General features: G+C 61.1%; 12 protein-coding genes, 1 tRNA gene and 2 pseudogenes. 5 read left to right on the top strand and 10 right to left on the bottom strand.

Going from position 1 to position 18,177, the window contains the following annotated elements; genetic code table 11:
• Positions 1–279: 279 nt before the first annotated feature.
• The 5 genes and pseudogenes from ACP6KB_RS09350 to ACP6KB_RS09330 form a co-directional block, all read right to left on the bottom strand.
• Positions 280–747, bottom strand: a complete 468-nt coding sequence (locus ACP6KB_RS09350; RefSeq protein ID WP_442113443.1) for an Lrp/AsnC family transcriptional regulator — start codon at positions 745–747, stop codon at positions 280–282.
• A gap of 194 nt (positions 748–941) precedes the next feature.
• Positions 942–1,074, bottom strand: a pseudogene (locus ACP6KB_RS09345) (methyl-accepting chemotaxis protein); the annotation flags it as partial.
• A gap of 111 nt (positions 1,075–1,185) precedes the next feature.
• Positions 1,186–1,443: pseudogene (locus tag ACP6KB_RS09340) on the bottom strand (PAS domain-containing protein); the annotation flags it as partial.
• A gap of 227 nt (positions 1,444–1,670) precedes the next feature.
• Positions 1,671–2,426, bottom strand: a complete 756-nt coding sequence (locus ACP6KB_RS09335) for a TorF family putative porin (RefSeq protein WP_442113442.1) — start codon at positions 2,424–2,426, stop codon at positions 1,671–1,673.
• A 34-nt stretch (positions 2,427–2,460) separates the two neighbouring features.
• Positions 2,461–3,888, bottom strand: a complete 1,428-nt coding sequence (locus ACP6KB_RS09330) for an APC family permease (protein ID WP_442113441.1) — start codon at positions 3,886–3,888, stop codon at positions 2,461–2,463.
• A 186-nt stretch (positions 3,889–4,074) separates the two neighbouring features.
• Between ACP6KB_RS09330 and ACP6KB_RS09325 the strand changes: the two genes are divergently transcribed.
• The gene (locus ACP6KB_RS09325; RefSeq protein WP_442113440.1) at positions 4,075–5,565 is read left to right on the top strand and encodes an aldehyde dehydrogenase; all 1,491 of its coding nucleotides are present in this window, start codon (positions 4,075–4,077) and stop codon (positions 5,563–5,565) included.
• Positions 5,566–5,575: 10 nt separating this feature from the next.
• Entirely contained in the window at positions 5,576–5,929 is a 354-nt protein-coding gene (locus ACP6KB_RS09320; RefSeq protein WP_442113439.1) for a cupin domain-containing protein, read from the top strand.
• A 78-nt stretch (positions 5,930–6,007) separates the two neighbouring features.
• On the opposite strand, the gene ydiJ is transcribed toward ACP6KB_RS09320, so the two are convergent.
• Entirely contained in the window at positions 6,008–9,028 is a 3,021-nt protein-coding gene (gene ydiJ, locus ACP6KB_RS09315) for a D-2-hydroxyglutarate dehydrogenase YdiJ (protein ID WP_442113438.1), read from the bottom strand.
• Between the two features lie 152 nt (positions 9,029–9,180).
• Here ydiJ and ACP6KB_RS09310 point away from each other — a divergent pair, with 152 nt between their 5' ends.
• On the top strand, positions 9,181–10,083 hold the full coding sequence (locus tag ACP6KB_RS09310; RefSeq protein WP_442113437.1) for a LysR substrate-binding domain-containing protein: 903 nt from the start codon (positions 9,181–9,183) through the stop codon (positions 10,081–10,083).
• Between the two features lie 32 nt (positions 10,084–10,115).
• Here ACP6KB_RS09310 and ACP6KB_RS09305 read toward each other — a convergent pair whose 3' ends face one another.
• Positions 10,116–12,110 (bottom strand): peptidase U32 family protein, encoded by a 1,995-nt coding sequence (locus ACP6KB_RS09305; protein WP_442113436.1) that lies wholly within the window; start codon positions 12,108–12,110, stop codon positions 10,116–10,118.
• Positions 12,111–12,242: 132 nt separating this feature from the next.
• The gene (locus ACP6KB_RS09300; protein ID WP_442113435.1) at positions 12,243–12,623 is read right to left on the bottom strand and encodes a RidA family protein; all 381 of its coding nucleotides are present in this window, start codon (positions 12,621–12,623) and stop codon (positions 12,243–12,245) included.
• A gap of 195 nt (positions 12,624–12,818) precedes the next feature.
• On the opposite strand from ACP6KB_RS09300, the gene ACP6KB_RS09295 reads away from it, so the two are divergent.
• Positions 12,819–12,893 (top strand) — tRNA-Gln (locus ACP6KB_RS09295).
• Positions 12,894–13,093: 200 nt separating this feature from the next.
• On the opposite strand, the gene ACP6KB_RS09290 is transcribed toward ACP6KB_RS09295, so the two are convergent.
• Positions 13,094–14,803 (bottom strand): amidase, encoded by a 1,710-nt coding sequence (locus ACP6KB_RS09290; protein ID WP_442113434.1) that lies wholly within the window; start codon positions 14,801–14,803, stop codon positions 13,094–13,096.
• Positions 14,804–15,063: 260 nt separating this feature from the next.
• On the opposite strand from ACP6KB_RS09290, the gene ACP6KB_RS09285 reads away from it, so the two are divergent.
• On the top strand, positions 15,064–15,429 hold the full coding sequence (locus ACP6KB_RS09285; RefSeq protein ID WP_442113433.1) for a glyoxalase superfamily protein: 366 nt from the start codon (positions 15,064–15,066) through the stop codon (positions 15,427–15,429).
• Positions 15,430–15,630: 201 nt separating this feature from the next.
• Here ACP6KB_RS09285 and ACP6KB_RS09280 read toward each other — a convergent pair whose 3' ends face one another.
• Entirely contained in the window at positions 15,631–18,027 is a 2,397-nt protein-coding gene (locus tag ACP6KB_RS09280) for a TonB-dependent siderophore receptor (protein WP_442114284.1), read from the bottom strand.
• Positions 18,028–18,177: the final 150 nt, after the last annotated feature.

Here is an 18,177-nt window from a genome sequence, read left to right as displayed (position 1 = left end):
CTTGCGACGAGTCAATATTAACCACGAACATTGCGCAAAATCATCATTTTTTTACAACTAAAATTACTTTGCGCAACACATGATGAATTTTGGTGCGCATGGTGCGAGTGAAAACCCATTAGGATCGCGGGTTTGCGCAGCGCACGGCAAAGCCGGACGCACCTGTGCAGGGCATCAAAGACAAGGGAGGGTTGGGGGGTATCCCGGTAGGAGCGGGCTTGCCCCGCGAAGCGATGTGACAGACAGATCGCTATCGCGGGGCAAGCCCGCTCCTACAGGTTAGAGGTCGATCTCGCCGCCGGGGATGGTGAAGCGGATCTTGTGCACTTTGACTTCCTGCATCATGCGCACTTCTTCGGTGCCGGGCAGCGAGCGAATGCGCTGCTTCAGGCGCCACAGGCTGTCGTTGTCACTGCACAGCACCTGTACGCAGATATCGGCAGTACCCATGGTGGTCGACAAGTAACTGACCTCAGGCCAGCGCCCCAGGGTATCGACCACCCGATCATGATCCTGCGGGCTGACGTTGACGAACATCAGCGCCAGCTTGGCTTCGCCCAGCTTGGCCGGGTTGGTGAACGCCAGGATTTGCAGAATGCCCTGATCCTGCAGGCGCTTGACCCGGGTACGCACCGTGGCCTCAGGCACCGACAGGTTGCGGGCCACTTCGCGAAACGCGCGACGACCGTCTTCTTGCAGCTCGCGGACAATGTCCATGTCCAGAGGGTCGAGGGATGTAATTGGCATAGGGGTTCTCGATGGCAGTGCCCGACGGGAAACATCGCCGCGCAAAAAACCAAGGCTAACAGATAAGCGTCAGCGCAAAAATACCGCCCTTGCCCCGGCCCTACATGATCTGTCGACGTGCTAGCGAGGCGATCCGCTGGTGAGTTTTTCCCGGCTTTTATGCAGCATGTCCTGAATTTCCTGGGTTGCGTTGCGGGTGCGCCGTGCCAGTTGTTTGACCTCGTCGGCCACCACCGAGAAGCCCCTGCCCTGCTCGCCCGCCCGTGCCGCCTCGATTGCAGCATTGAGGGCCAACAGGTTGGTCTGGTCGGCAATGCCTTTGATCACTGCCACCAGTTGCGCAATTTGCCCATAGGTGGCCTGGATCGAGGCCTGCTCACGCGCGCGCGCCGCCTCGGCATTTTTTTCATCGGCAATGCAGCGTACGGCGCCGACAATGCGCAACAACTGGCCGCGCTCATTGCGCAAACAGCGGGTGCGCTCACGAAACCAGAGCATGCCGTGGCTTTTGTGCTGCATGCGGTACTCCACCACATACCCGGCCTGTGGATCAGTGCTGGTGAGCAGTGCATTGAATGACTGCATCACCCGCGGCATGTCCTGCGGGTGAGTGACCCGTGTATAGCTGTCCCAGCCATCGGGAAATTCCGTGCGGCTGTAGCCCAACAAACTGCAGAACGGGTCGCTCCAGCGCATCTGATTGCGCGGATGGCGCGGGTCGCCATTGACCACTTCCAGCTCCCAAGTGCCTTCCGTCAGGGTCAGCAGCAGCGTCTGCCACACCTGCTTTTCAAGTTGCCAGGCAGCCAGCAACTGATCGACCTCGTCGTGCGCTTGCTGCACCTTAGGTTCAAACCCCATCACCACGACTCCCATTGCTTGGCGCAATACCCGGGGTGCCAGGACACCCCGGGAAGGCACCGTCAGAACGACGCACTCACTGCAGCCACCACGGTCGCCGAGCACACATCATCAAAACCCATGTAGTTGGCGCACTCGGCCGCCGACAGGTCGGTGTCGATGTAGCTCAGCGACCAGGTCAGGGCGAACAGTTCCTTGCTCAGCTTCACCTCCCACTCGTCATAACTGTTGCGCGTGCTGCCGGAAGCCGATATCCAGATCGGGTCTTTGTAATCGGCATGGCCGTAACGCAGGTCGAGCGCCACGTCCAACGGCAGCGCCGCGGTGTAACCCAGGTAGCTGTACAGCATGCTTTGATCGCCAGCGATGTCGTCCGAGTAATAGCCGCCCAGGCTCACGCCATACGCCGACAACTGCGCGTAATACTCGCTGTAGTTCAGGTCGCTCTGCCGTGGGTAGGTGTAATCGTAATAGGCGACGTCCAGGGCGATGTCATCGCTGATCTGCCAGTAGTACCCCAGGTAGTAATCCAGCTCCTGGCGCGTGCTGCTGCCATAGCCAAAGTCGACGTTGGAGCTCCAGGCCCCGAGGTACGCACCACTGCTGTGCATCAGCGTGGCCGCGCCCTGCAGGGCCGGATCGCCTTGCGTCTGGGAGATACCGCGGGAGCGGTAATCACTGAGCGCGCTGACGTCCAACTGCAGGCTGAACGCCTCGCTGAGGGTGATGGCCTGAGCCTGCGACCAAGGCAGCAGGACGCTGGCCGAAGCAAAAACAAGGCACAAGAAAGTACGCACGGCGCACGTTAGCTGCGTCATGGGGATGTTCCTTTTCGGGAGAAGTTTTAGTCAGTCAGGGCGCTTTGTGAACGGCGTGGGTTTGGCCGGCGTTGCGGTCTTGCACACGACGCAACCAGAACAGCGCTTGCGAGATGGCCAGCACCGCGACGGCAATCAGCACTTCCTTGAGGCCGCCATAGCCGGTAATCGCAGCACTGGTCATGCCCACCAGCAGAATCAAGGCGTCGAACAGGGCCAAAGCGATAGCAATGCTTGTCCAGCGCCGAGACAGGCGAATCGGACGCGGCGCATCCGGCCGGTCGCGACGCAGGACTACGTAACCGGAAACCGCCAGCAAGTGAGCAAGAATGTAGCCAACATTACCGGCAACGATCACCGCCAGCGGGTTGCCCACCAGCAACACCAGCAACACGTTGATCAGCAACTGCACGGTGACGGCCCGAGCCGGGACACCGGCGCGGTTGAGGGTGCCGAACTGACGCACGGTCAGGCCATCACGTGAACTCTGGTACAGCGCCCTGCCCGCATCGGCCGTGCCCATCACCGAGAGCACCAGGATGCCGGCAATCAGCACCAGGGTAATCAGCGCCGCGCCACCACCAAACAGCACCTGCGCGCCGGCCTGGAGAAAACCGTAGGGTTTGTCGATCAGTACTTGCTCGCCGAGCAGCCCGGCCAGGCCCAACGGCGTCAGGGTAAACACCAGCAGCAGGATCAGCGCAGCAATGCGCAACGCCTTGCGGGTGTCGCTGACGGTGTCACGAAACTCGGGAATGAACGAAGCCGACGCCTCTACCGCATACGCCGACCAGGCCATGATGAACAACCAGGCCAACACCGTGCGCACACCGCTGATGCCCTCGCCGGTACGCCAGGTGAAACTGCTGGTCGACCAGGCCTCAAAGGTGAAAAAGCTGCTGCCGAAAATCAGCACCGGAATCATCAGCAACACCCCGGCCACGGTGAGGATCACCATGGTGAAACGCAGCTGGATCATGCTCAAGGCCCAGGACAACAGCGCCACCCCCAAGGCGATGAACTGCGGCAAACCCAGCGAGACAATGCCCAGGTCATAGCTGAACGTGACATCGGGCCAGAACTGCTCCGAGAGGATCTGCGCCACCGCCAGCCCCCAGATGGCCGGGGCGGTGGCCCAGGCGAACCAGTAGGCATAGGTGGCCAGCGGACCGAAGCTGGGCACGCGCTTGCTCCACGCCTCGTTGGCGTAAAGGGCAATGCCGCCGGACTTCTCCGCAAACATTGCGCCCATCTCCGAATACAGCCAGTTGTGCAATACCGCCACGGCGGCAATCACCGCCCACAAGACAATCGCGGCCCAGGCTCCAATCGCGCCGATTGAGTAGCCAAGCCCTACGAACAACGCCGCCGGCAAGCTCAGGGTGATCGCCACCCCGTCCCACCAGCGAATGGTTTTTGCCAGTACCGCGTGTGGCTGTGCGCCTATGGAAACCTGTTCCATCTTCATCGCCCTCGTTTTGTGATTTTTATAGGCAGGAATGAGCAAATGCTAAGTCAGATTTTTGCGCATGTGTAGATTTTTTATTTTTTAATCGTTGCATTGCGCAGAATCTTGCAAATTTATATGCTGAATCAGCAGCTCAACGCCAGCATATTTTGCGCAAAATAAAAACCACAGGAATTCTCTATGCCCTTGCAACTGCATGATTGGATCGCCCGCGCCGACGCGCTCAGCGCCGAGACCCGCGCTTTTATCAATGGTGAGTACTGCGCCGCGCGCGCTGGCGCCAGTGCTGAACGCATCAGTCCGATTGACGGCCGCCTGCTCGGGCATATCGCCCAGTGCGATGCGCAAGATGCGCAGATTGCCGTCAAGGCTGCGCGCCAGGCGTTCGACTCAGGCGTCTGGTCACGGCGCTCACCGGTGGAGCGCAAACGCGTCATGCTCAAGTTCGCCGAACTGATCGAGGCTGATATCCAGCACCTGGCGCTGCTGGAAACCCTGGACATGGGCAAGCCGATCAGCGACTCGCTGAGTGTCGACGTCCCCGGCGCTGCGCGCGCGATTCGCTGGAATGGCGAGGCCATCGACAAAATCTACGACGAAGTGGCCAACACCGCCGACGACGAACTCGGGCTGATTACCCGCGAACCGATCGGTGTGGTAGCAGCTATCGTGCCGTGGAATTTTCCGCTGATCATGACCTGCTGGAAACTCGGCCCGGCCCTGGCGGCTGGCAACTCGGTGATTCTCAAACCGTCCGACAAGTCGCCGCTGACTGCCATCCGTTTGGCCCAGTTGGCCGTAGACGCCGGTATTCCTGCCGGGGTGTTCAACGTCTTGCCGGGCCGCGGCCAGGTGGTCGGCAAGGCCCTGGCAACGCACATGGACATCGACGCCCTGGTGTTCACCGGTTCAACCGGCGTGGCCAAGCAACTGCTGATGTTTGCTGGCGAATCCAACATGAAACGGGTGTGGCTGGAAGCCGGTGGCAAAAGCCCGAACATCGTCTTCGCCGACGCCCCCGACCTGCAGGCGGCGGCACGGGCGGCAGCCAGCGCCATTGCCTTCAACCAGGGAGAAGTCTGCACTGCAGGTTCACGTCTGCTGGTTGAAGCCTCGATCAAAGAGCGCTTCACCGCCATGGTCATTGCCGAGTTGGAAAACTGGCAGCCTGGTCATCCACTGGACCCGGCCACCAAGGTCGGTGCGCTGGTCGATACCCAGCACCTGCGCAGCGTGCTCAAGTACATCCAGATCGGCGAAGACGAAGGCGCGACCCGCGCCTACGGCGGCCACCAGGTGCTGGAAGAAACCGGTGGCAATTACCTGCAGCCAGCCGTGTTTACCAATGTTCGCAATGACATGCGCATTGCCCAGGAAGAAATCTTTGGCCCGGTATTGGCGGTGATCAGCTTCGAGGACTGCGAAGAAGCGATCCGGATTGCCAACGACACGCCCTATGGCCTGGCGGCGGGCATCTGGACGGCCGACTTGAGCAAAGCGCACCGCACCGCCAAGGCGCTGCGTGCGGGCAGTGTCTGGGTCAACCAGTATGACGGTGGTGACATGACCGCGCCGTTCGGCGGCTTCAAACAGTCGGGCAATGGCCGCGACAAGTCGCTGCACGCGTTCGACAAATACACCGAGCTGAAGGCCACCTGGATCAAACTCTGAGGGATGTGTGATGCTGATAAAAGACATTGCTGACTTCACCTACAACACCCCTGGCGAACGCTACCTGCCCAGGCCTGAACGCTTGATCAGCGGCCATCCTGAGCAATCGGCACACAATCAGTTTTGCAGTGCCAATGGCCAGTTCAATGCCGGTATCTGGGAAAGCCAGCCGGGGCGCTGGCAGGTGGTGTACAGCGAAGATGAGTACTGCGAAATCCTCAGTGGCCAATCGCTGATTCATGACCAGAACGGCCATGTGAAAGTGGTTCAGGCCGGTGATCGCTTCGTCATTCCGGCGGGCTTCACCGGGATCTGGGAAGTTGTCACCACCTGCAAGAAGGTCTACGTGACCTTCCAGGCTTGACCTTGGTAGGAGCGGGCTTGCCCCGCGATCGCGGTTTATCAGACACACCGCATCGCGGGGCAAGCCCGCTCCTACAGGCTAGCTGCTCAGCTGTTGCAGCAGCACTTCCAACGGATGGCGCAAGGTGCGGTCGGCCTGGCGTTTGACCTGGCTGCGGCACGAGTAGCCGGTAGCCAAGGCTTCGCCTTCCTTGTCCAGCTTGGTCGCCCAGGACTGTTCGAAGATGGTCTTCGAGGTGGCCTGGTTACGGGCCTCGTGACCATAGGTACCGGACATCCCGCAGCAACCCGTAGCTTCGGTGGTCAGTTTCAGGCCCAGGCGGCTAAACACCTGTTCCCACTGCCGCGTGCTTGCCGGGACGTTGGTTTTCTCTGTGCAGTGCGCCATCAAACGGTAGGTCGTGGTTGCCCGGGTCGGTTGTTCAGGCAGTACCTCCATTAACCACTCTTGAGGCAGCAATACCTTCGGGCATGCCCCCAGATCCGGAACCTTCAGGTACTCCTGGCGATACACCAGGGTCATGGCCGGGTCCAGCCCCACCAGCGGCACACCGCATTCCGCCAAGGCACTGAGCTCACGGGCATTGCGAATCGCCGCCTTGTTGAAAGCACCGAGGAAGCCCTGCACGTGCAGTGGCTTGCCGTTGGCACTGTAGGGGGCCAGGTAGACGCGATGCCCGAGGCGATAGGCCAGGTCGATGAACGCCGCCAGCACCGGGGTTTCGAAGTAACGGGTGAAGGCATCCTGAACCAGCACGATGCTGCGTTCGCGCTGCGCCGGGGTCAGCTCACGCAAGGCCGGAATGCTGGCCACGCGCACGTTGCAGCGCGTCAGGGTGGCCTGGAAGTTGTAACGGCTGATCAGCGGGCTGTCGAGCATGCCGACATGGCGCTCAAGCAGCTTGCTCACCCATTTCGAGCCCATCACCGCGTTGTACACACCGGGAGCGTAGGCCAGATACGGAATGCTGAACTCCAGCGAGCCGATCAGGTAGTCGCGCAACGGCCGCTGGTAACGCCCGTGGTACAGCTCGAGGAAGCGCGAGCGGAATTCCGGCACGTTGACCTTGATCGGGCACTGCCCCGCGCACGACTTGCAGGCCAGGCAACCGGCCATGGCGTCGTACACCTCGTGAGAGAAGTCCGCTTCCCCCTTGTTGCGCGCCAGGTTGTTGCGCAGCCGCGCCGGCAGGCCTTTGAGCCAGTTGAGCTTGCCCTGGGCGGTGGCCAGCACATCGACGTTGGCGGCGCCTTGCAAGCGCAGCCATTCGCGGATCAGCGAGGCACGGCCCTTGGGCGAGTGCTGACGTTCACGGGTGGCTTTCCACGACGGGCACATGGCGTCGTTGGGGTCGTAGTTGTAGCAGGCGCCGTTGCCGTTGCAGTGCACGGCACTGCCGAAACTCTGCCACACGCGCTCGTCGATCTGGCGGTCGAAGTCGCCACGCATCGGCGCTTCGTTGACCTTGATCAGGCCCTGGGCGCTATCGGGCGGGGTGCAGATTTTGCCGGGGTTGAGTTGGTTGTGCGGGTCGAAGGCGCCCTTGAGCGCTTGCAGCGACGGGTACAGTTCACCGAAGTATTCCGGCACATATTCCGAGCGCAGGCCTTTGCCATGCTCACCCCAGAGCAGACCACCGTAACGCAGGGTCAGGGCAGCCACGGCATCGGAAATCGGTTTGACCAGCGCGGCCTGGGCCGGGTCTTTCATGTCCAGCGCCGGGCGCACATGGAGCACGCCGGCATCGACGTGACCGAACATACCGTAGGCCAGGCCATAGCCATCGAGCAAGGCGCGGAAGTCGGCGATGTAGTCCGCCAGTTGCTCTGGCGGTACTGCGGTATCTTCGACGAACGGCTGCGGCCGCACTTCACCTTCGACGTTACCCAGCAGGCCCACCGAGCGCTTGCGCATGGTGTAGACCCGCGTTACCGCTTCAGCACCTTCGGCCAGGGTGTGCCCCAGACGCTCGACGCCTTTGTCGGCCTGCAGGTGGGCGACAAAGGCTTGCACCCGCGCATTGACTTCAGCCGGGTCGTCACCGCAGAACTCCACCAGGTTGATACCCAGGGTCGGGCGCTCGGCATCGGCCGGAAAATACTCGGCGACGCTGTGCCAGACGATGTCTTTCATCGCCAGCATCAACACCTTGGAGTCTACCGTTTCAATCGACAGCGGCTTGTGCGCCATCAACGCGTTGGCGTCGCGCAGTGCGTCCATGAAGCTGGTGTAACGCACGTTGACCAGCACTGCATACTTGGGTATCGGCAGCACATTGAGCTTGGCCTCGACCACGTAGCCCAGCGAGCCCTCGGCGCCACACAGCACGCTGTTGAGGTTGAAACGGCCTTGTTCGTCACGCAGGTGCGCCAGGTCGTAACCGGTCAGGCAGCGGTTGAGCTTGGGGAAGGTTTGCTCGATCAGTTCGGCCTGGGTCTCCTGGATCTGCCGGGCGGTGCGGTACACCTCACCGGCGCGGCCAGGTTCAGCGCAAGCGTGCTCCAGTTCAGCGTCGCTCAATGGCCGGGTGTGCAGGCGCTGGCCGCCCAGCAGCACACTGTGCAGTTCGAGCACGTGATCGCGGGTTTTACCGTAGGTGCAACTGCCCTGGCCGCTGGCGTCGGTGTTGATCATGCCGCCAACGGTGGCGCGGTTGGAGGTCGACAGTTCCGGGGCGAAGAACAAGCCATGGGGCTTGAGCGCGGCATTGAGCTGGTCTTTGACCACACCGGCCTGAACCCGTACCCAGCGCTCTTCAACGTTGATTTCAAGGATGCTGTTCATGTGCCGCGACAGGTCGACGACGATGCCGTCGGTCAGCGACTGGCCGTTGGTACCGGTACCGCCGCCACGCGGCGTGAGCTTGACGTCTTTGAAACGCGGCTCGGCCATCAGCGTCGCAACTCGCGCCACATCGTCGGCGTCCTGCGGGAACACCGCCGCTTGCGGCAGGCGTTGGTAGATCGAGTTGTCGGTGGCCAGTACGGTGCGGGTGGCGTAGTCGGCACTGAGCTGGCCACGGAAACCGGCAGCGCGCAGGGCTTCGAGGAAATCAGGGTACAGCGTGGCCGGTGCAGTGCCGGTCAATCGGGCGATCATCGGGGGATGGCCTCATTTATGTCAGGCTAATCAGGAATACTTGCTGAAACGGTATGGTCAGTACACGGCCAGGTAGTGGATGATGCCAATGATCCCGCAGCCTGGCGCCAGGCACAAACGGATATTCCCGCAGCCTTTGATGACTTTTACGAATGAATTACCGCAATCTCACCCCGTCGATGTCCTTGCTGCTGGCATTTGAAGCCGCGGCGCGCCATGAAAGCTACACCCGCGCCGCCGTGGAACTGGCCCTGACCCAGAGCGCTGTCAGCCGTCAGGTGCAGGCGCTGGAGCAGCAATTGGGGGTGACGTTGTTCCGCCGCGAAGGCCGCACAGTCAAACTCACCGAGGTCGGCCGCCTGTACCAACGGGAAATCAGCGAGGCCCTCGGCCGTGTGCGCAGCGCCACCTTGCACGCCATTGCCCACCAGGCCGGTGGCGGCAGTTTGCGCCTGGCAACGCTGCCGACCTTCGGCTCGAAATGGCTGCTGCCACGACTGCACGCGTTTTACCGCAGCCATCCCGAAGTACTGGTGCACATCAATTCACGGATTGAACCGGTGGACTTCGCCACCAGCGGCATCGATGCCGCCATCGTCGTTGCCACCCATGAACTGCAGGGACTGATCTGCCACCGCCTGCACGCAGAAGAATTGAGCGTGATCCTGTCACCGACCCTGGCCGCCAGCCTGCCCGCCTGGACCCCGAAAGCCATCAGCCAGCAAGTGCTGTTGAGTGTCGCCAACAATGCCAATGCCTGGGGTGAATGGTTCACCCACCACGGCCTGGCGCACCAGGCCATGCGCCTGGGGCCGAGCTTCGAGTTGACCTCGCATTTGATCCAGGCCGTGCGCGCCGACATTGGCATCGGCCTGGTGCCACGCATTCTGATCAGTGACGAACTGGCCAGCGGCGAGCTGAGCAGCCCCACCCCGCCCTTTGCCAGCGCCCGCAGTTACTACCTGGTGTACCCACCGCGCAACCAGGCGCTGCCTGCGCTGCAGGCGTTTCGCAGCTGGTTGCTGGACAAGGCCGGCATGGAATTGCGCGGCTGAGCGCGACGCCGTGACGTCGCGCTCGTGCTCACTCAGTGCGGTGCGCGCGGGATGGTTTTCAGCAGGTCTTCCGGGCTGATATGGCCCACCACCGGTTGGCTGCCTGGCTGTGGCAGGTCGAAGATGTGGCCTTTCATCTTGCCGATGATATGCATCTCGCACGGCTTGCAGTCGAACTTCAACGTCAGCACTTCATCACCGTGAATCAGCTGCATCGGTGCCACCTTGGTGCGCACCCCGGTGACGCCCTTGGCCTGTTTAGGGCACAGGTTGAAGGAGAAGCGCAGGCAGTGCTTGGTGATCATCACCGGCACTTCGCCCTTCTCTTCGTGGGCTTCGAACGCCGCGTCGATCAGCTTGACGCCGTGACGGTGATAGAAATCGCGCGCCTTCTGGTTGTAGACGTTGGCCAGGAACGACAGGTGCGACTCCGGGTACACCGGTGGCGGGTTGCTTTCGGCCTTGCGGCTGCCCCGAGGATGGGCCTCGACGCGGGCAGTGGTCAGCGCCTCGATCACTTCACGGCGCAGCGCCTTGAGCTGTGAATTGGGAATGAAGTACGCCTGTGGCGCATCCAGCTTGATGTCGGTGGCGTGGTACTGGGTGGTGCCCAGTTGCCCCAGCAAGTCACGCAGCTGTTCCAGTGCCTGCTCAGGCTTGTTGGCCGCGCCGAACGGGCCGTCCAGGCTGACACTGGCGCTGACGCCCTCTTCACTGGTAGCGGTCAGTTGCAGGCGATCTTCACGCAGGCTGGCCGACCATTTCAGGCCAATGCGCCGCTCGGCAGAGGTCTTCTGCAGCGCTTGCTGCCAGTTGTGGTCGAGGTTGCGGCTCAGCGGATGGTTAGGGCGCAATTGATGCATACCCTTGGGCATCTCGTTGGGCTCGACCCGGTAGCGGTAGCGCTTTTCGCCGTCTTCATCGAACTCGCCCTTGGGCTCGGCGATGTTGGCGCGGAAACCCACGACTTCACGCTTGACCAGCACGTTGAGGCCATCGCCGTTGGACAGCGGCTCATGAGTGACCACCTGCAGGTCGCGCTTGCCGACTTTCTCTACCACACCTACCGGCAGACCGGTAAAGGTCGGCGAGTCGAAGGCACCGATGTCGATCTTGCGCTCGCTGACGAAGTAGTCGGTGCTGCCGCGGTGGAAGGTTTTGTCTGGGTCCGGCACGAAGAAGTGCGCGGTACGGCCGCTGGACGCGCGGGCCAGGTCCGGACGGTCTTCGAGCACTTCATCCAGGCGCTGGCGGTAATAGGCGGTGATGTTCTTCACATAGCCCATGTCCTTGTAGCGCCCTTCAATTTTGAACGAACGCACACCGGCTTCGACCAGGGCGCGGATGTTGGCGCTCTGGTTGTTGTCTTTCATCGACAGCAGGTGTTTTTCGTAGGCAATCACCCCACCCTTCTCGTCTTTGAGGGTGTACGGCAGGCGGCAGGCCTGCGAGCAGTCGCCACGGTTGGCACTGCGGCCGGTCTGGGCGTGGGAAATATTGCACTGACCGGAGAACGCCACGCACAGCGCACCATGGATGAAGAACTCGATGGCGGCATCGGTTTCATCGGCGATGGCGCGGATTTCCTTGAGGTTCAGCTCACGCGCCAGCACCAGTTGCGAGAAACCGGCCTGATCGAGAAACTTGGCCCGCGCCAGGGTGCGGATATCGGTCTGGGTACTGGCATGCAGCTCGATCGGCGGGATATCCAGCTCCATCACCCCCAGATCCTGGACGATCAGCGCATCGACACCGGCATCGTACAGCTGGTGAATCAGCTTGCGCGCCGGCTCCAGTTCGTTGTCGTGGAGGATGGTGTTGATGGTGGTGAACACCCGGGCATGGTAGCGCCGGGCAAACTCCACCAACTGAGCGATATCGCTCACCTCGTTGCAGGCGTTGTGGCGGGCGCCGAAGCTTGGGCCACCGATATAGATGGCGTCGGCGCCATGCAGAATGGCCTCGCGGGCGATGGCCACATCGCGGGCAGGGCTGAGCAGTTCCAGGTGATGCTTGGGTAAGGACATGTTTTTTTAGTCAGGCTTGTCACGGTCAAGGCGCGCATTGTAGCGCGAAACCGCCTGTAGGAGCGGGCTTGCCCCGCGATGCTCTCTGGCTGACACACCGCAATCGCGGGGCAAGCCCGCTCCCACAAGGGTTCAGGCTTTGGCGGCCATTGCCGTTACTTCCACGCGCATGCCTTCAACCGCCAGCGAGGCCACGCCAACCGCTGCGCGCACTGGCCACGGTTTGGCGAAGAAACGCTGGTAAACCTCGTTGAACGCGGCACGATCTGCCATGTCGGTGAGGTAAATGGTCAAGTGCAATACTCGGTCCATGGAACTGCCGGCACGCTCCAGGGCCACTTTCAGCGCTTGCAGGGTGCATTCACTCTGCAAGGTGATATCGCCCAGCTCCAGGCTGCCATCGGCACGGGTCGGAATCTGAGTCGAAACCAGTATGCCGCCGAAGCCGGTAACATCGCTGGAGATCGACTCCGGGTCAGGGTCTGGAACGAAGGTAATGTCGTGGTTGGCCATGAAAAAATTCCTGCTGGATGGGGTAAACACTATGATGCCTGACCGGCAGCAACAGTAACCGGCTGTTTTAAAAACAATTTATGTGATTTGGCTCTTCCCAGACGGCAGAAAAGTTGGTAAATTTCCGCACATTCCTGCAACGGCAGTGAATAACCTCTATTCAAACGAGTGCCAGACACTCGTCGCTACAGCTACAGGGGCGTCGCCAAGCGGTAAGGCAGCAGGTTTTGATCCTGCCATGCGTTGGTTCGAATCCAGCCGCCCCTGCCATTTTCTTCTTCTATTCCAATCTACGTCCACGACAGTTCTGTCGCAGCATTCGCGCACCCAACATATTTTGCTTTTCACCGATTGCCCCTAACTCGGTGGGAGCGGGCTTGCCCCGCGATCTGGCGCGGCATAGCAAATCGCGGGGCAAGCCTGCTCCCACCGGCAGGGCCGGATGCAGGAGCCTGCCCCGCCCGCTTTGCTTACTTCGCGACCAATGGCGGCGTACGCGGTGGCACCAGACGCTTGGAGCCAGTCGCCTCAAACCCCGCCGCCAGGCGCAGCAGCGACGAATCGTCATACGCCCGGCCGGCAAAGGTCAGGCCGACCGGCATGCCGATATCAGCCATCACGCCCATCGGTACGGTGACCGTCGGTACACCCAGATGACGAATGGCCAGGTTGCCATTGGCAACCCAGACGCCGTTGCTCCAGGCAATATCCGCCGACGCCGGGTCAACGTCGGAATTGGCCGGTGCCACATCAGCGACGGTCGGGAACAGCACGGCATCGAGCCCGAGGCGATCCATCCACTCCTCGAGGTCAATGCGTCGGGTTTTCTCCAGCCCGCGCAGGCCGTCCGGTACGGTGCTGATCTGGTCCCACGGGGTAATGCCACGCTCGGCCATGCGCACGTACTCGTCCATGCCCGCAGCCAGATCGCCCTCACGGTTTGGCAGGGTGCCAGGGTCGTGCGGGAAGATCTTCGGCCCGTCGACATCGACCAGACGGTTCAATTTAGGGTCGCCGTTGGCCTGGAGAAAATCATCGAAGGCCCAGGCGGTCAGGTCCCACAGCTCATGGTGGAGGAATTCCTTGGACACCAGGCCACGGTTGAACACGGTCGGCGCGCCAGGGCGATCACCTTCGCAATTGGACACCAGCGGGAAATCTACATCGATGACTTCAGCGCCTGCAGCTTCCAACGCGTTGCGTGCGGCTTCCCAGAGGGCAATCACGGTCGGCCGGGTGTTGATACGCTGGCCGGTCGGCCCGCCAATACCGGGCGCTTCGCTGGTGCCTGCTTCGGGGTCGGCATTGATGTACATGCGCGGGATACCCAGGCGCTTGCCTGCCAAGGCTGCAGCACCGGCTGCCAGCTCCAGGTAGGACGCCGGACGCACCGAGGCAACGCTCGGAATCGGCACCCAGGGCTGCATGCGCCACAGGTCGCCACGGGTATCGGGGTCTTCGGCGACCACCACGTCGAGCACTTCCAGCAGGTCGGCCATGGTCCGGGCGAAAGGCACGACCACGTCCATGGTCGGCGTCAGTGGCCAGTTGCCACGCACCGAGATCACTCCACGCGAAGGCGTGTAGGCACACAGGCCATTGTTGGATGCCGGACCGCGCCCGCTCGACCAGGTTTCTTCCGCCAGGCCGAACGCCGAGAAGCTGGCGGCAGTGGCAGTACCGGCGCCGTTGGAAGAACCCGAGGCAAACGGTGCTGTGAGGTAGTCGGCGTTGTACGGGCTTTCAGCGCGGCCATACACGCCGCGCTGCATCCCGCCATTGGCCATCGGCGGCATATTGGTTTTGCCCAGACAGATGGCCCCAGCCGCGCGCAGACGCTCGATGGTGAAAGCATCGCGGTAGGCAACCAGCTCGGCAAATGCCGGGCTACCGGAGGCGGCGGTGAGCCCTTTGACCAGGTAGCTGTCCTTGGCGGTGTAAGGAATGCCATCCAGCGGCCCCAGGGTTTCGCCTTTGGCGCGCCGCGCGTCGGAAGCCTGGGCTTCTGCCAGCGCCTCAGGGTTGCGCACCACCACGGCGTTGAGCGCGGTAGCAGTTGCCGGGCCGTCATAGGCTTCGATGCGGGCAAGATAAGCCTGCACCAGCTCGACCGCCGTGGTCTGGCCAGACTCGAGCGCAGCTCGCAGCTGGGCAATGGAAACTTCAGTGACTTCAATCATGCGCTCACCACCGACGACTGTTGGTTGATGCTGGGCATACGCAGTTCAGGCACATCACATTGTTTAAAACGGGTTTTCATATCAAGTCTCATTGCACGCCATTCACGCGAAACCGCGCAGTGGGCACCATGAAACCCTGACATTGGGTTTAAAGCAATATTGCGCTACGGCATGGATAAGATGCAGGCCTGCCTAGTGATTGAGGGTTTTCAGTTGTATTGTTTCGCGGGACAAGCCCGCTCCTACATGGAATCCTCTGAATGCACCTCGCCCCTGCCATTCCAGTTCTGCGCATTTTTTCGGTTGATAAAGCCAAGGAGTTCTACCTGGACTTCCTCGGTTTCACACTGGATTGGGAACATCGTTTCGAGCCTGAGCTGCCTCTCTATGCTCAAGTGCACCGTGACGGGTTGATCCTGCACTTGAGTGAGCATCACGGCGACGCGACACCCGGCTCGACGGTATTTGCCCGGGTCGAAGACATCATCGCCCTGCAGAACGAACTGGTCGCCAAGCGCTACGGCTATTCGCGCCCTGAAGCCGTTAGGGTTGGCTGGGGGTTACAGATGGAGATCGCCGATCCGTTTGGCAACCGGCTGCGCTTTTGTCAGCAGATTGAAGGCTGAATCGGCGAAGGCCTAAATAGACAAGGCCCCGTCCATTGCTGGACGGGGCCTTGTTTTACCTACTGCCTTAAGGTGAATCATCGGTACCCGAATCGCGATTGGCGGTGGTCGTGGTACGCATCGAGGTCAGCAGGCAAACCTTGATGGCTTTATACTGCTCCGCGCTGACCAGCCGGTCAATGCCCGCTGGTATACCGTTGGTCAGTAGGTGTACTTCAGGCTGGCCATGAAATTGCGCGGCGCGCCGTACACGCTCCAGCTGTCGGCAAAGCTGTAGTACTCACGGTCAAACAGGTTGTTGACGTTGAGCGAGGCGCTCAGGTGTTCGTCGATCTGGTAACGCGCCATCAGGTTGGTCAGGGCGTAGCTGCCCTGAGTGTGGTTATGCAGGTCCTGACCCGTCTTGCTTTGCCAGTTCACCCCGCCACCGACAGTCAATCGATCCCAGGCGCCTGGCAAGCGGTAGCTGGTGAAGGCCTTCAGACCATGACGCGGAATCTGCGTCACGATGCGCTTGTCGTCGCTGTCGGTACTGACGCTGTAGGCATAGCCTGCCGACGCCTGCCAACCCTCACTCAACTCACCACTGAGCTCAAGTTCCACCCCTTTGGTGGTGGTGCCTTGCTCAGCCTTGTAATAGTTGTCCTGTACATAAACCGCCAGGTTGTCCTGATCGAGCTTGAACAGGGCCAGGCTGGCATTGAGCCGGTCTTCATTGAAGCTGCCCTTGACCCCTACTTCGTAGCCGGTACCTTCCTGTGGATCCAGCGGTTTGCCGTTGACGTCTTCAATCCCGTAGTACTGCGGGTTGAAAATCTTGGTGTAGCTGGCGTACGCCGACCACTGGTCGGTCAAGTCGTAGACCAGGCCGGTGTAGGGCAGGAATACACCATTGCGGGTTTCTTCATCTTTGCTGTCACTGGCCGGGTCGGCGTAGGTGCGTACATCGTTGGTGCGCTTCCAGTCGGTGACCCGCCCGCCAACAATCAGGTGGGTGGCATCGGTGAGGTTAAAGCGCCCGGTCATGTAGGCCGCGTACTGTTTCTCTTCGATGTAGGTTTTGCCAATGGGGGTGGTATCGGGACGCGGGCCTTCACCATCCCAGGTGTAAATGTTGTCGATGGTGCCGTCGTAGCCGGTCCAGGGGCCGAACCAGCCACCATGGTTGGGGGTATTCTCGCGGTAACGCGACAGGGTCAGACCGGTGATCAACTCATGCTCGCGACCGAACAGGCTGAAGGGGCCGGTCAGGTAGGCGTCGACGTTATCCTGACGCGGCTTGCCCGACCAGCGGTTGGGGTACAGGAACGCGCCGCTGCCTGTTTCGCGGTCGATCGAGCCGTTCATGTAGTTGATCAGTTCGTCGAATTCGTTCTGCGAATGACCAACTTCCAGCTTGGCATTCCAACCGTTATCGAACTGCTGTTCGATCGAGGCGAACAGGTTGGTCATGGCCCGGTCGTTATAGGCCCAGTCGGGCGCACTGTTGGCCGAACGGCCGAAATCGGTGCGGCTGCCATCACTGAAAAAGGTCTGGAAACCGGTGCGTAGCGGGCGTTCGACATTGTTCTTCACATAGCTGAAACCCAGGGTCAGCAAGGTCGATTCGCTGAGGTCGAACTCGGTGATGCCGTAGACCAGTTGCCCCTCGCTTTTCAGGTGATCGACCCAGGAAGCCTGGTCTTTGTAATCGAGCACCAAACGGCCGCGCACGTTGCCGCTTTCGGTCAGGCGACCGGAAACATCCATGCCCACACCATAGCGATCCCAGCTACCGGCCTCGGAAGTGAAGCTCAGTTGCGGCTCATCAGTCGGGCGCTTGCGAATCAGGTTGACGGTAGCCGAGGGCGTGCCGGAGCCGCTGATCAGGCCGGTCGCACCACGTACGATTTCGACCCGGTCATACATCGCAGTGTTCTGCGTAGTGATGTCCAGGCGTGACGCCGTCGGCACGCCGTCGATCTCGAAGTTGTTGATCTGAAAGCCGCGCGACCAGTAGGTGTCATTCTCTGCGCCAACGCCGACTCGGGTCACGGTAATACCGGTGGTGGCCTCCATCACTTCCGTCAGGTCGTTCAGCTTCTGGTCATCCAGGCGCTGGCGGGTGATCACACTCAGCGATTGCGGGGTCTCTTTGGGGGTAAGGTTGAGGCGGGTCGAGCTGCTCGACGAATAGGTGGTGTACAACCCAGTGCCTTCGGTGGTCGAACCCGGCGCCTTGCCGGAGATGCTGATCGCCCCCAACTCCATCGCTTGCCCGTCACCGCTGACCACCAGCGAATAACTGCCATCGGCATTGCGCACCGCCACCAGGCCGTTGCCGCCAAGCAACAGGGCGAAGCCCTGGTCCACACTGTAGCTGCCCACCAGCCCCGGGCTCTGACGGCCCGCCGTAAGGCTGCTGTCGAACGACAACACCACGCCCGCGTCACCGGCAAAGCGGCTGAGCACTTCGCCCAACGCCCCGGCGCCAATCTGATAATGGCGCTGCTGCTCTGCAGCACCCGCCTGCCCGCTGCTACTGAGCAATGGCTGCAGCACACTGCCATGAGCCAGCAGTGCAACACCAAGCAATGCCACGACCAATGGCTTTTTCATGAATGCCTGATGCGGCCGGGTGACAGGGGGATGAGTGGCGCGGGACATGCTGACTCCTGTTGCAAAAGATGAACGAGAATTAATCTTGTTCATGGGAGTCGTATCAACCGCGAGAAATCGACAACGCCCGGGCAAGTTTTTTTATCCGCC

Origin of the sequence: Pseudomonas sp. NUPR-001, assembly GCF_052147955.1 — a bacterium.
Taxonomy (GTDB): domain Bacteria; phylum Pseudomonadota; class Gammaproteobacteria; order Pseudomonadales; family Pseudomonadaceae; genus Aquipseudomonas.
The sequence above is the reverse complement of the archived record's forward strand: the minus strand, read 5'-3'. Positions and strand labels throughout refer to the sequence as shown.